Below are 12,834 nucleotides of genomic sequence, written 5' to 3'. Positions count from 1 at the left end.
CGCCGGGACGGGCCGACCGAGAGCCCAACCGGAGCCTGACCGGAGCCCGAGCGGAGAGCGGCCTACTCAGGGACCGGCGTCGCCACGCGGCGCCCGGACTCGAACGACGCGATCGCCGCGTGGGCGAGTTGCAGCGCTCGCCGTCCGGCGGCGGCCGGTACCGGTGGCGGGTTCCCGTCGCGGAACGCGGCGAGCACCTGCTCGACATGGCGGTCGAAGGTGGCGTGGAAGCTGCGCGCCTCGTCGTTGAAGTAGCCGGCCTCCCAGACCGTCCGGACCTCGTTGCCCACTTCGGACAGGGTGAGCCGGCGAACCGTGTCGTCGATGACCGCGCGGCCGCGCGTTCCGTTGACCTCGACGAGCTGGCTGCCCGGGTAGCTGTAGGAGGAGTCGTAGCTGCCGAGGATCGTCCCGACGGCGCCCGAGGCGAACGTCAGCGCGATCGCCACCGTGCTGTAGGCGCCGTACGTGGCGTTGGTCATCTGGGCCATGACCGAGTCGATCGGCCCGCCGAGGTGCTCCAGCAGGTCGAAGCCGTGGCACTGGGTCTCGATGAGGTTGGCGTGAGGCGAGGCGCCGACGTTCGCCTCACCGCCGAAGCGCCAGGTCAGGAAGACCAGGTCGCCGAGCTGACCCGCGTCGATCGCCGCCTTGGCCCGAACGAACGGCTCGGCATAGCGGTGGTTGAAGTTGATCGCGAAGAAGGCACCGCTCTTCGCGGCGGCCGCGAGGAGCCGGTCGGCCTCGTCGAGGTCGAACACCAGCGGCTTCTCGACGAGCAGGTCCACACCGGCCTCGACCAGGTGCAGGGTGACGTCGAAGTGGTGCTCGTTCGGTAGGCAGACCGAGACCAGGTCCGGTCGGGCCTCCTCGAGCATGCGGTCGACGTCGGTGTAGGGCGTCGTCTCGAACTGGCTCGCCCGCGCGGCCGTACGTTCCACCGAGCGGCCCACGACGCCCACGAGGTCGGTGTCGGGTCGGCCCGCGAAGATGCGGGCGTGCTGCGCACCCCATCCTCCAGCGCCCACGACGGCGACCCGGATGCGTTCTGTCATGTCGCCAGCTCCTGGGTGATCACGACCTTGCCGGTCTTCCCGGACAGGAACAACTCGAAGGCGCCCGGCAACTCCTCGACCGGGAGCACGTGCGTGATCACGCGGCCGAGAAGGGCGCGGTGGGCGCCGAGGAGCCGCAGGTTCTCGGCCATCTCGTCGTAGCGGAAGTACTCGCTGCCCAGGACCGCCCGTTCGGGCGCGATGAGGTCACGCGAGACGTTCAGCGTCAGGTCCTCCCCGTGCCCGACGCAGATCAGCGCTCCCCGCTTGCCGAGCGCGGAGATCGCCAACTGCCGTGCCGAACCTCTGCCGGAGGAGTCGAACGCGAGATCTGGTCGGAGATTCTCGATGGTTCGCGTGTCGGTGGCGTCGACCGCTCTCACACCAAAGGACTCGGCGAACTCCAGGCGCCACGGGCTGACGTCGCTGACGTGGATCGGGAGGTCGTCGCCGTAGCGGATCCGGGCCATCACCAGCAGGCCAAGACCGATGGGACCCGCGCCCGCGATGTAGATGCTCTCGATGTCGTCGCGGACCCGTTCGGCCCGGCGGAGCGCGTGCCCGCTGGTGCCCATGACGTCGAGCAGCAGCGTGGCCTCGGGCAGCGTCGTGGTGTCGTCGACCTGGAAGAAGTTCGTCTCGTGTGTGAGGACGAACGGGCCGTACCCACCGTCCACCGTCAGGCCGACGTCGCCTCGCTTGGCCAGGCACTGGTTCGTGGCCCCGACGCCGCAGCTTCGGCAGGCCCCGCAGTAGTCCATGAGATAGGCCACGCCCCGCGTGCCGACCGCGACGGACGTACCACTTCCGGCGGCCACGACCACACCGGCGACCTCGTGCCCCGGCACGATGGGGCTGCCGTTGACGTACTGGTGGCGGTCGCTGCCGCAGATCGCGTTCGCACCGATCGCGAGGAGCACCTCACCCTCGCCTGGGTCACGGTAGACGTGCGGCTCGAACTCGATGACTCCGTTGCCGCGAAAGCGCGGCACCACTCCCTCTGGCGGCACGTCCGCCTCGCTCTCGTTCGACTCGGCAGAAACTTCGGCTCGGCAGACTTCGGCTCGGCAGACTTCGGCTTGGCACAACACGGACTCGGCACCCGCTCGACGGAACGACGTCGGTGTGCGACCCGACTGGAAACCATCGGAAACACGTTGTCCCAAACAAATCAGAACGCGATCCGGGGCGTCAAGATCCTCGTTGCACATCTGCGAAAGGCTGGCCAATGACGAGTACCCTGTTTCCGGAAACATCCAGGACGACGGAGGCCGCCCCGTGCCCAGACGCGCCGAGCCGCCCGCCAGGCGAGCGACCGTTCGCGACGTCGCCGCCAGGGCCGGGGTCTCCCCCGGCACCGTCTCGAAGGCGCTCAACGGCACCGGCCAGATCAGCCGTGCCACCAGGGATCGGATCCTGGCCGCCGCCCAGGAGATCGACTTCCGACCCAACGCGTTGGCCCGGAGCGTGTTCGAGCGGCGCAGCTACACGGTCGGCCTGATCACGACCGACAGCTTCGAACGCTTCAGCGTCCCCGTCATGCTCGGCGCCGAGGACGCGCTCGGGGCGGGCAAGATCTCGGTGTTCATGTGCGACAGCAGGGACGACCCCATCCGCGAGAAACACTATGTCGACGTCCTGCTCGGCCGGCGCGTCGACGGGTTCATCGTCACCGGTCGCATCTTCAACGAACGCGAGCCGCTCGACGTGAGCCCCGGTGTCCCCGTCGTGTACGCGCTGACACCGTCCTCTGATCCAGGCGACTGCTCCATCGTCGTCGACGACGCAGCGGCCGGCCGGGTCGCCGGAGAGCACCTGATCCGGCTCGGTCGGCGCCGGATCGGCCACATCACCGGGTCCGCGTGGTTCGACCCCGCCCGGAGACGAGCGGCCGGACTCGCCGAGGCCCTCGGGGCTGCCGGACTCGAGGTTGCCGGCGATCCCCTCTACGGTGACTGGACCGAGGCCTGGGGACGCCAGGCGACGCACATCCTGCTGCGCTCCTGCCCCGAGGTCGACGCGATCTACTGCGGTAGCGACATCCTCGCGCGGGGAGTCGGTGACAGCCTGCGCGAACTCGGCCGCAGAGTGCCCGAGGACGTCGCCCTGATCGGCACCGACAACTGGGAGTTCATCGCGGGCGGTGCCCGTCCGCCACTGACCTCGGTCGACCTCGGCCTGTCCACGGTGGGGCGCCTGGCGGCGCGACGACTGCTGGAAGCCATCGGCGGAAACTCCCGCGCGGGCAAGGAGTACGTGCCGTGCCACCTCGTCGTCCGCGGCTCGACCGACGACCTGCCGCCCGCGTCGACCGGATCGGCTAGCTGAGCGGGGAACTCGCCGGCAACCAGACCCGCATCGGCCCGAGCTCGCGGTTCGCCCACATGAAGTAGGGGATCGCGCGAACGCGGCGATGCCGGACCGTCGCCGCGTCCACGCGTTCGCCCGCGACGACCGCGCCGGCGACCACGACGGGGACGCCACCGAGCACGTCCGCGTCGTACTCCTCATCGAGCACGCTCGGGTCCACCAGCAGGTCGTCCACCGCGACGTCCTGCTCCTGGTCGATCTGCTCGACCGCGTAGACGAGCGGTCCGCGTTCGATCGCCACGCAGCCACGGGTCGAGTCCGAACGATGCCGCCCGGCCGTCAAGCGAGGCTTGACGGGAAGGTCGAGCACGACACTGTCGGCGGCGGCCCAGGACCGACGCACGTGTGCGTACGTGCCGGGTGCGACCGCGACGGTCTGGTCAGCGACCCGAAGCGTCGCACCGTCGGCCCAGGCGGGGATCCGTAGGTCGAGCGTCCACGGGCCGGCCGGAGACTGGAGAATCTCCACGGTGACGTTGCCGCTCCACGGGTAGTCGGTCCGCACCGCCACCGCGACCCGCCCAGCTGTCAGGTCCGCGTTGACACGGGCCGACGCGAACAGGTGGAGCTGCAGGCCGTCCGTCGTCGACGACGCGAGATAGCTGTGCAGGCTGGCGATCGTCCGCATCAGGTTGGTGGGGCAGCACGAACACCCGAACCAGTGCTGCCGACCGGCCGCGGCCATCCGGGAGTCCGTCGCCACCGCGCCCGCGCGCAACTGGAGCGCATTGGCGTAGAAGTAGGAGTCACCGTCCAGCGAGACACCTGGCAGCACGGCGTTGTAGAGCTGCCGCTCGATGAGGTCGGCGTACTTCGCCTCGCCCGTGGCGAGGAGCAGCCGCCAGCTCCACTGCATGCCGGCGATGGCGGCGCAGGTCTCCGCGTACGCCCGATCGGCGGGGAGTTCGTACGGGTCGCCAAAAGCCTCCCCCTCCCACCTGCTGCCCAGGCCACCGGTGACGTACATCTTCTGCTCGACCATGTGCTGCCACTGCAGTTGGAGCCGCTCGAGCAACTCGGTGTCGCCCGTCTCCATCGCGACATCGGTCGCACCTGCCGCGAGGTAGACGGCTCGCACCGCATGACCCTCGGGGACGACGGTGTCGCGGACGGGGATGCGATCGCTGTGGTAGGCGTCCCCGTAGGCATGTGTCGGGTCCAGCAGGTCGTGCCCGCGGACGTCCACGAAGTAGCGCGCGAGGTCGAGGTAGCGGCGCTCCAGCGTCGTCCGGTACAGCTCGACGAGAGCCATCTCGATCAGCGGATGACCGCAGGTGCCCGCCCGCCTGCCCGGCCCGAACGTGCGGTCCAGGTGGTCGGCGACTCTGACCGCGGTCTCGAGCAGATCCCTGCGTCCGGTGGCGCGGAACCGCGCGACGGCGGACTGGATCAGCGCGCCGTTGTTGAAGATCTCGTGGTCCCAGGCCAGCTGTTCGTAGCGCTGGGCGCGGCGTCCGCTCTGGACGAAGGTGTTCAGGTAACCGTCCGCGTCCTGGGCGGCCGCGATCCGCCGCGAGGCGGTGTCGAGCCAGTCGAGGAGCGTCGGGCTCTTGGTGCGGCCCGCGTCCCAGGCGACGGCCTCCAGCCACTTGTACGCCTCGCCGTCCTCGAAGCACGGCCCGTGGTAGTCGGCACCGACCGCGCCCTTCGCCACGTTGTCGAAGTTGCGCCAGGTTCCCTCCCGCTCCAGGTGCTCGGCGCCGCGCGGGACGGACATCGCGCTGTTCGCCTGCTGCAGCCGGCCGAGGAAGCCGCCCACCAGCTCCACCGCGGACGGTGGCAACGGGGTGAAGGCCACCCGCGCGACGGGAGCGACCGGGCCGCGATCGACGTCCGGGGCCGCGTCACCGGGCGGAGCGCTGGAGCTGGGCTCGATCACCGACACGTAGCACTCTCCTCGCGGGCGTGAGAAGTCCGGCCACGTCGTCCGCGAAGAGGGCAGGACACCGGGCCGGACGTTTCGGCAACATGTTGCCTCAGGTTGCCGCACGCGACTCCGGTCCGGGCCGCTACTGGTCAGAAGTCTCCCGCTCGCGAGACGTCTGCTCGACCGGCTCCTCACCGCGGGCGGCGTCCGCCCGTGCCGTGATCCGTCGGCGACGCCGGAGGGCGAGACCCCCGGCGACGACGAGCCCACAGACGACCACGGCGAGAACCAGCAGCGCCCAGGGGACGGTCCAGGCCTGCGCCGAGACGGCGGCGAGCGGGGCGGTCGAGCTGGCCGCGTCGGTGAGCAGCGGGACGACGGTGACCGTCGCTGTGGTTCTCAGCGCCGGAGCCACCTCGTGAACCTTCGCGGTGACCTTCCAGGTCTCGCCCGGAAGCAGTTGCGGCGTGTCGTCGATGTGACCCGCGGCGGCGCGCATGGCGCCGAAGGGCGCGGCGACGGACGCCGTTTGTCGGGCGCCCAGGATGGCGTTGCCCGTGTTGCGGATCGTGTACGTGACCGTGGCATCGCCCTTCCCGAACGGATTGAGCGTGTCCGCGTAGCGCAGGTGCACGTCTTGGACCGAAAGGCTCGGTCGGAGCGGCCCACCCACCCGCAACCGGATCCGGATCCCGAGGCGCCGGTCCACACTGGCCCCCGCGTCGCCGGCCTGGGTCAGCGAGGTGACGACGCCGCCCAGGTAGTCACCGGGCGCGGCGTCGCCCGGAACTTCGATGCTGAACGGCACCTCGACGGACTTGCCGGGCTCGACCGTCAGGTCGGGCCGGTCCGTGTGGACCCACGCACCCACCCGGGTCGACTTCGCGTCCTTGGTCACGAGGTCGAGCTGTCCAGCCTTGGTGGTGAACCCGTCCGCGGCGTACACCGCCAGGTCGAGGGGCGTGGTGCCGTTGTTGACCACCACGAGACCGTCCTCGAGCTGACCGCCCGGGTTGACGGTGTAGGTGTAGTTCTGCCGACCGGCACCGAAGTCGTTGGAGGCCGTCCGGACCGTCCAGGGGACGTCGCCGTCCGCCGCCGCGGCCGGCCCGGCCCCGACTCCGAGGAAACAGAGCGCGGCGAGCAGCGCCAGGACGGTGGCCTGGGCGACGTGTGCCGCTGCAGTGGTCGTACGCGTTCTGGACGGGCGCATCTGGTGATCCTCGGGCGGTCGTGGAGCGGGGTTCGAAGACGAGCGGTGGGGTGGGCACCCCCGAGGGTGCCCACCCCAGTGGGTCGAGTGGACCGGATCAGCTCAGCTCAGCGAGGTGAGCGTGACCTTTCGGGCACCACTCTCGGCGCTCTGCCGAAGCCAGGCGGACTCACCCCGAGCCGGCTTGGGCGCGTCGACCTTGCCCCGGCCTTCGCCGCGGTAGGTGTGGATGACCACCTGGTCGACCTTGGAGCCGACGGGCTTGGCGGGGCTGGCGCCGTCGTTCGGGCCACACCACGACACGTTGCCCTCCTCCACTGCGGCGTTGGGGGCGGCGCAGGTGCCGCTGCGGATGTTCTCGACGACGAGCCGGTTGCGACGCGCGTCGACCTGGACCTTCACGTAGGTACGGACGTGCTCCTGGTTCTCGACCGAGTTGGCCCAGTGGCTCTTGGGGTTCAGCGGGTCAGGGCCGTAGTTCGGGTCCTCGGTCGTGTCCGGCGCGGTGAGGTCGTAGTACTTCGAGCCCGACGCGGAGTTCGCCGTCACGTAGATGACGCCGCCCGGCCCCTGGGCCACCTCGGTCGCGCTGGGCTGCTCACCCGGGCGCGCCTTCTTGCCGTTCTTGATCTCATAGCTACGGGAGTAGCTGTGGTCGTGACCCTGCAGGACCAGGTCGACGCCGAGCTTGGAGAAGGCCGTCGGGAAGTCCTGTCGGCGCAGCTGGTTGTCGCCGTCGTTCGCGTGCGCGGCCGGCGAGTAGATCGCGTGGTGGTAGACGAGGACGGTGTACTTGGCGTCCGCGCCGTGGGTGTTCAGGACGTCGGTGACGAAGCCGATGTGCGCGGCGTCGGAACCGTTGGAGTAGGCGTTGCTGTTGAGGTCGATGAACAGCACGTCCTTGTAGATGAACCAGTAGTCGCCACCGGAACGGGTGGCGGGGGTGCCGTTGTAGTAGGGCGCGGAACGGTCGGTGTTCGGCGTCCAGAAGTGCTGCTCGTACGCCTTGCCACCCACGTCGTGGTTACCGATGGTGGCGGCCCACGGGTACTGCCTCAGCTTGTCGGGCGCGAGGAACGCGTTCCACTGCGTCTCCGTGTTGGCGGTCTCGACCTGGTCACCACCGGAGACGAGGAGTTCGGTGTTGGGGTTGGCCGCGAGAGCGACGTTCAGGGTGTCCAGCCACCCGGCCCCGTCCTTCGCCACATCACCGGACGAGCCGATCTGCGGGTCACCGAAGAACAGGAAGTTGAAGTCGCCCTCGAAGTCCTGGGTCTTGAAGGAGTAGGTCGAGGACCAGCCGCCCTCGGCGCCGACGCGGTAGGAGTACGCGGTGTCCTCCTGGAGGCCGTCGACCGTGGCGTGTCCGTTGTAGCCACCGTTGACGGTGTTCGCGCCGACCGTGGCCGGGAAGGTAACGGCGTCCGCCGGGAATGCGCCGTCGACGAGTTCGGAGGTCGGGGCGACCTCGACCACCTGCGCGGTGTTTGCCGAGGAGTACCAGGACACCACGCGCTGCGACTCGCTGGCGCCGACACCCAGGACGACGCCGGTGAGCGTCGCGGGATCGTCAGCGTGGGCGACGGTCGTCAAACCGCTGCCGAACACCGCCGCGGCGCCCATGACCGCGGCGACGGCGCCACCAGCAACCCGGCGTCGGAAGACGCCGGGGGTGTCCGTCCAGTTGTAAAGCTTCATCGATGTCCGTCCGTTCAGGTACGAAGCCACTGAAGAGCCTGGTAAAGATGTCGGAATCCGATGGATACGAGATGAACGTGGACAGGCGAGTCTGTTGCGCTTGCCGGAAGACGCGGCCCGAGCGTCGCGGCCCGAGCGTCGCGGCCCGGGCTTCACAGTCCGAGAAGTCGCTGCACGAACCACACCAGCCCCATCACTGACACGACGGCCGCGATCGCGCCGGTCGCCCACAGCCCCACGATCGGCTGGCGGTGGCGCAGCAGGGCGAGCAGCGGGAACACGACCACGATGATCGCGAGCTGCACCGCCTCGATGCCCACGTTGAAGACGAGCAACGACCACAGCAGGGTCCACGACCAGGCCTCGTTGATCCCCAGCGCCCCGGCGAAGCCGAGTCCGTGCACGAGGCCGAAGCAGAAGACCACCCCGAGCCGCCCCCAGCCCGCGGCGTCCAGGCTGAGGTGACTGTCACCGACCGTCTCCAGATCGGAGGCATGCGACCCGCGTCGCCACGTCCGCCACAGATGCCAGCCCGCGACCACCGCGATCGAGAGCGCGATGACCGGCTCGACGAACGACGCGGGTACGCGCACGAGGCCGAGGGCGGCGAGAACGAAGGTCACCGAATGGGCGAGCGTGAAGGTCGTCGCCGCCAGCACGATCTCGCGCAGGCGGCGTGACCCGGCGATGAGCGCCAGCAGGAACAGGATGTGGTCGATCCCGCCGAGCAGGTGCTCGGCGCCGAGCCGGAAGAAGTCCCAGAACCGCTCGGTCCAGGACTGGTGGGTGGAGAACGACGGCCGCTGCGCGTCCAGGGCGGCGCTTCCGGACTGCAGGTCGAGGTCGTAGGTGACGATCGTCTTGGTGTCGCGCACGTAACCCTCGGAGTCCGGGAACAGCCCGCTGCGTACGTCGTGCGCCTCGGCACGCTCCGGGCATCGATAGTCGAGCGGCAGCAGCGCGTACGGAACGCCCTCGCGTTCCTCGATGGTGAAGTCGCCGTCCTTCGTCGGCGTACACGCCTCACCGTCCGCCGTCACACCGAAACGTTTGGTCACGTAGGCGACGACCGAGTCGGCATGGGCCGTGAGCGCCGCGACCTGCTCCTTCGCGTCTCCGCCCTCGAACGCCGCGTTGCCGGCTCGAAAGAGCGGGTCGTCCTTGCCGTAGTCGGCCGCGGAGACGACGAGCAGGTCGTACTCCAGCCCGATCTCGGTGCGGACGTGCCCCGCCTCGGGCGCGGTCGCGTCGACGTACACGGTCGAGGTGAACCCGTGGGCAAGGGCGGGCAGCGCGGTCGTCAGGACGGCCGCGACAGCGGCCACGACGACGGCGGCGGCGCGACGTCGAGCGGCGTGCGGCATGTGACTCCTCATCGGCTGGCGCACGCAATGTGCCGGGTCCATGTGAACCAATGGCGGCGCATGCGCGAACCGGCGACGAACCAATGCGGACGGGAAACCTCCCTCACCTCGCGGGCCACCGGACATGAGGTAGGAAGTAGGCGCCTTTCCCACCACCCCGGAGGACGATCTCCTTGCGCTCTCGACTTCGGCCCGCCGGCATCCTGGTGGCGGCCGTCGCGACCGCCGCCCTCGTCAACGGATGTAGTTCCGGCGACGACTGGTCCCGGCCGCACGCGGCGCCCACCGCCGTCGGCGCCCTCGGCGCGGGGTTCGTCGACCCGACCGCTCCGCCGGCTCCGGAGGCGACGGTCACCCCGCGACCCGGCTCCTGGGACGATGTCCACCCGTCGAAGGGCTACCGCGTGGTGCTGCTCACCGCGGGGAAGGATCCCCAGACCCAGACCCTGGTGAACGCCGTGACGGACTGGGCGGAGGAGGAGAACGTCAGCCTCCGGACGGTCACCGCCACCAAGCCCCACGAGTTCGTTCCGAGCATCAGCAAAGCCATGGACCTGGCGCCCGACCTCATCATCAGCGCCGGCAACGACCTCATCGACCCGTTGACCGTGGTCAGTCCCAACCACCTCGACCAGCAGTTCCTCGTCGTCGGGGCCGAACTGGCCGAGCCCACCGCGAACGTCACCGCCGCCGACTGGACCGGTGCGTCGTTCCGCGGGGAGGGACTCGGCATGTCCTCGTCGTACGATCCAGCCACCTTCACCCCCGAGCGCGCCACGCGTGCCGTCCGGGCGGGTGTCGCGGCCGTGCTCCACGGAGTGACCGGCATCGTGCTCTGGCTCGACTGAGGGGCCGTGCCGGGTCAGGCCGCGGCGGACACCGCGGTGAGCTTGGCGGGGTTCATCATCCACAGCACCTGGTCGATGCCCTGCTCGGAAACCTCGACCGTGAGGACAGCGAACACCTCGCCGTCGCGACGCAGCAGGGCCGCCGCCTGCCCGTTCACGGTGGTGTCCTCCACCTCGACCCCGATCCAGAACCGGTCCGCGAACGCCCTGAGGTACTTCGCGACGTGGTCGACGCCGACCACCGGGATGCGGGAGGCGCGGACGGCGCCGCCGCCGTCGGAGTAGCTGATCACGTCCGCCGCGAGGATCTCCTCCAGCCCGGTGAGGTCACCGGCGCGGGCCGCGGCGACGAACGCCGTCAGGAGTCTGCGCTGGTTGGCAGCGGTCACCGGTGCCCGGCGCTCGGAGGCCAGGTGCTTGCGCGCCCTGCTGACGAGTTGTCGGACCCCCGCCTCGCTGACCTGAACGATGTCGGCGATGCGCCGATAGGGATAGTCGAACGCCTCGCGGAGCACGTAGGCCGCGCGTTCCGTGGGTGAGAGCCGCTCCAGGAGCAGCAGAATCGCGAGACCGAGGGCTTCGCCTCGCTCGGCGCCCAGGTGGGGGTCGGCCGTGGTGTCGACCGGTTCGGGAAGCCACGGACCGACGTAGGTTTCGCGGCGGGCTCGCGCGGACTGGAGGGCGTTGATGGCAAGGCGCGTGGTCACCGTCGCCAGGAACGCCGCCGGGTCGGTCACAGTCGCGCGGTCGTAGGCCTGCCAGCGCAGCCAGACGTCCTGCACCAGATCCTCGGCCTCGACAGCGCTGCCCAACATCCGGTAGGCGATACCGTACAAACGCGGTCGTACGCCCGCGAAGACCGCCGCCGCCTGGTCGAGGTCCTCCGGCCCGTCGGGCGGGTTCGTCGGCCCGGTGTCCTCCATCTTGTCGCCCCTGTTTTGCCGGTCGATGGACCTGCCCAGCCTGTCACCCGCCCGTCGAGCGGCTCGAGCGGGCTCAGGAGAGGTTCGGCTGCGGGGCGGCGTGGTCAGGACGGGCGCGGAGCGCGGCGATCACTGAGACGGGCGAGCTCGTCCTCCTCCACCAGGGTGAGCATCGGCTTGCCGGGCTCGCACAGCATCGTGACGGTGAAACGGAGCGGGACGTCGTCGCGGTTGTTGCCGTCCTGGTAGTGGATGACCTCGCCGCCGGGCTCCCAGAACGCCTCGCCGGCACGGACGACCCGCTCCGGCTGACCTTCGAGCTCGAACAGCATCTCGCCCTCGAGTACGTAGCCGAACGCCGGGCCGGTGTGCCGGTGCGGCGGCGTACCAGGGTCACCGGGTGGGAACTCGACGACCAACGTCATCGAATGTGCTCCCTCCGGGATGAAGGGCGGCTCCGCCTCCTGGACCACGGTGACCGCCGTCTGCCATGCGTTCGACCTGCGCTTCGTCTTGGCGGGGGTCGGATCGGTGCCGGGCATGGACGTACCTCCTCGAGTGGTGGTGGTTGGCCTACTTCCTATGTGGCGTTCTCGGTTCGGCTCTGCCAGTCGTGGAACTTGGTCTCGCCGATCACCGCGCCCTCGTCGGTAACCAGGTCGCGCTCGCCGACCTCGCATCCGAAGTAGTGAGCGTGCGGGTCCATGACCACCTCACGCGGATCCCCCCACGCGGCAAGGGCGTCCCGGAAGAACTCGTGCAGCGGGGCCCGTTCCGGCCCGCCCACCTCGATCCGCCCGTTCAGCGGCGATCCTGTCGCGACCGTGCCGACCACCGAAGCGACGTCGTCGCTCGCGACGGGCTGGAAGAGCGCAGGGGGCATGCGGACCGTGCCGCTGACCGTGGCGTCGTCGGCGATGCTGCGGACGAACTCGAAGTACTGCGTCGCGTGCACGATCGAGAAGGGGATCGGCGATTCCTCGACCAGCTTCTCCTGGGCGATCTTCGCTCGGAAGTAGCCGTTCTCGGGCAGCCGACTGGTTCCCACCACCGACGTGACGACGTGATGGCCCACGCCGGCCGCCTCCTCCGCCGCGAGCAGGTTGCGGGTGGAGGTCTCGAAGAACTTCAGCGCCGCGGCGTCCTCGAAGGACGGGGAGTTGGAGACATCGATCACCACGGACGCGCCGGCCAGGGCCTCGGCCAGTCCTTCGCCGGTGAGGGTGTCGACGCCGGTGCTCGGCGCTGCCGCGACCACCTCGTGACCGAGTTCGCCGAGGTTCCTCACAATCTTCGACCCGACACGGCCCGTGCCTCCAATGACGGCGATTTTCATGACAAACCCTCCTTTTCGCAGGGGCATCGGCTGGCCCTCGTGTCACCAGCTAGGACCGGGTCGGCCCGCGGTATGTGACAGCTCGGAGGAGCGCTGTCCCTCCCGCCGCGGCCCGATCACGCAGCGATACCGGCGTCTTACCGAAAACACTATGTGCCCG

The 12,834-nt window shown here is 69.7% G+C and carries 11 protein-coding genes; 2 read left to right on the top strand and 9 right to left on the bottom strand.

Features of this window, described 5'->3' with window-relative positions; translation table 11 throughout:
• Positions 1–62: 62 nt before the first annotated feature.
• Both HEB94_RS24915 and HEB94_RS24910 read right to left on the bottom strand, forming a co-directional pair.
• On the bottom strand, positions 63–1,055 hold the full coding sequence (locus HEB94_RS24915) for a Gfo/Idh/MocA family protein (protein WP_192752136.1): 993 nt from the start codon (positions 1,053–1,055) through the stop codon (positions 63–65).
• The gene (locus HEB94_RS24910; protein WP_337917990.1) at positions 1,052–2,065 is read right to left on the bottom strand and encodes an alcohol dehydrogenase catalytic domain-containing protein; all 1,014 of its coding nucleotides are present in this window, start codon (positions 2,063–2,065) and stop codon (positions 1,052–1,054) included. The genes HEB94_RS24915 and HEB94_RS24910 overlap by 4 nt, the downstream gene beginning before the upstream one ends.
• Positions 2,066–2,333: 268 nt before the next feature.
• On the opposite strand from HEB94_RS24910, the gene HEB94_RS24905 reads away from it, so the two are divergent.
• Entirely contained in the window at positions 2,334–3,383 is a 1,050-nt protein-coding gene (locus HEB94_RS24905) for a substrate-binding domain-containing protein (RefSeq protein ID WP_192752134.1), read from the top strand.
• On the opposite strand, the gene HEB94_RS24900 is transcribed toward HEB94_RS24905, so the two are convergent.
• The 4 genes from HEB94_RS24900 to HEB94_RS24885 all read right to left on the bottom strand — a co-directional run bounded on the left by HEB94_RS24900 (position 3,376) and on the right by HEB94_RS24885 (position 9,567).
• Entirely contained in the window at positions 3,376–5,310 is a 1,935-nt protein-coding gene (locus HEB94_RS24900) for a beta-L-arabinofuranosidase domain-containing protein (protein ID WP_192752133.1), read from the bottom strand. The genes HEB94_RS24905 and HEB94_RS24900 overlap by 8 nt on opposite strands.
• A 124-nt stretch (positions 5,311–5,434) precedes the next feature.
• Complete coding sequence (locus HEB94_RS24895) at positions 5,435–6,505, bottom strand: WxL protein peptidoglycan domain-containing protein (RefSeq protein ID WP_192752132.1); 1,071 nt, start codon at positions 6,503–6,505, stop codon at positions 5,435–5,437.
• Between the two features lie 102 nt (positions 6,506–6,607).
• Complete coding sequence (locus HEB94_RS24890) at positions 6,608–8,203, bottom strand: purple acid phosphatase family protein (protein ID WP_192752131.1); 1,596 nt, start codon at positions 8,201–8,203, stop codon at positions 6,608–6,610.
• 152 nt (positions 8,204–8,355) lie between these two features.
• Positions 8,356–9,567, bottom strand: coding sequence for a HupE/UreJ family protein (locus HEB94_RS24885; protein ID WP_192752130.1), 1,212 nt, complete (start codon positions 9,565–9,567; stop codon positions 8,356–8,358).
• A 173-nt stretch (positions 9,568–9,740) separates the two neighbouring features.
• Between HEB94_RS24885 and HEB94_RS24880 the strand changes: the two genes are divergently transcribed.
• A complete protein-coding gene (locus HEB94_RS24880; RefSeq protein ID WP_192752129.1) occupies positions 9,741–10,415 on the top strand; it encodes a type 1 periplasmic-binding domain-containing protein in 675 nt (224 codons plus the stop codon).
• 14 nt (positions 10,416–10,429) lie between these two features.
• On the opposite strand, the gene HEB94_RS24875 is transcribed toward HEB94_RS24880, so the two are convergent.
• The 3 genes from HEB94_RS24875 to HEB94_RS24865 form a co-directional block, all read right to left on the bottom strand.
• Positions 10,430–11,338 (bottom strand): RNA polymerase sigma-70 factor, encoded by a 909-nt coding sequence (locus tag HEB94_RS24875; protein ID WP_192752128.1) that lies wholly within the window; start codon positions 11,336–11,338, stop codon positions 10,430–10,432.
• Between the two features lie 104 nt (positions 11,339–11,442).
• On the bottom strand, positions 11,443–11,880 hold the full coding sequence (locus HEB94_RS24870; protein ID WP_192752127.1) for a cupin domain-containing protein: 438 nt from the start codon (positions 11,878–11,880) through the stop codon (positions 11,443–11,445).
• A gap of 38 nt (positions 11,881–11,918) precedes the next feature.
• Positions 11,919–12,674: an SDR family oxidoreductase gene (locus HEB94_RS24865; protein ID WP_192752126.1), complete on the bottom strand. Its 756-nt coding sequence runs from the start codon at positions 12,672–12,674 to the stop codon at positions 11,919–11,921.
• Positions 12,675–12,834 lie beyond the last annotated feature (160 nt).

This window comes from Actinopolymorpha pittospori (genome assembly GCF_014873875.1).
GTDB lineage: Bacteria > Actinomycetota > Actinomycetes > Propionibacteriales > Actinopolymorphaceae > Actinopolymorpha > Actinopolymorpha pittospori.
This window is presented reverse-complemented; position numbering and strand designations above follow the sequence as displayed.

Coding starts and splice junctions, on each gene's coding strand:
- HEB94_RS24915 (WP_192752136.1), bottom strand. CDS start 1,055: ATGACAGAACGCATCCGGGTCGCCGTCGTGGGCGCTGGAGGATGGGGT.
- HEB94_RS24895 (WP_192752132.1), bottom strand. CDS start 6,505: ATGCGCCCGTCCAGAACGCGTACGACCACTGCAGCGGCACACGTCGCC.
- HEB94_RS24890 (WP_192752131.1), bottom strand. CDS start 8,203: ATGAAGCTTTACAACTGGACGGACACCCCCGGCGTCTTCCGACGCCGG.
- HEB94_RS24885 (WP_192752130.1), bottom strand. CDS start 9,567: ATGCCGCACGCCGCTCGACGTCGCGCCGCCGCCGTCGTCGTGGCCGCT.
- HEB94_RS24875 (WP_192752128.1), bottom strand. CDS start 11,338: ATGGAGGACACCGGGCCGACGAACCCGCCCGACGGGCCGGAGGACCTC.
- HEB94_RS24870 (WP_192752127.1), bottom strand. CDS start 11,880: ATGCCCGGCACCGATCCGACCCCCGCCAAGACGAAGCGCAGGTCGAAC.
- HEB94_RS24865 (WP_192752126.1), bottom strand. CDS start 12,674: ATGAAAATCGCCGTCATTGGAGGCACGGGCCGTGTCGGGTCGAAGATT.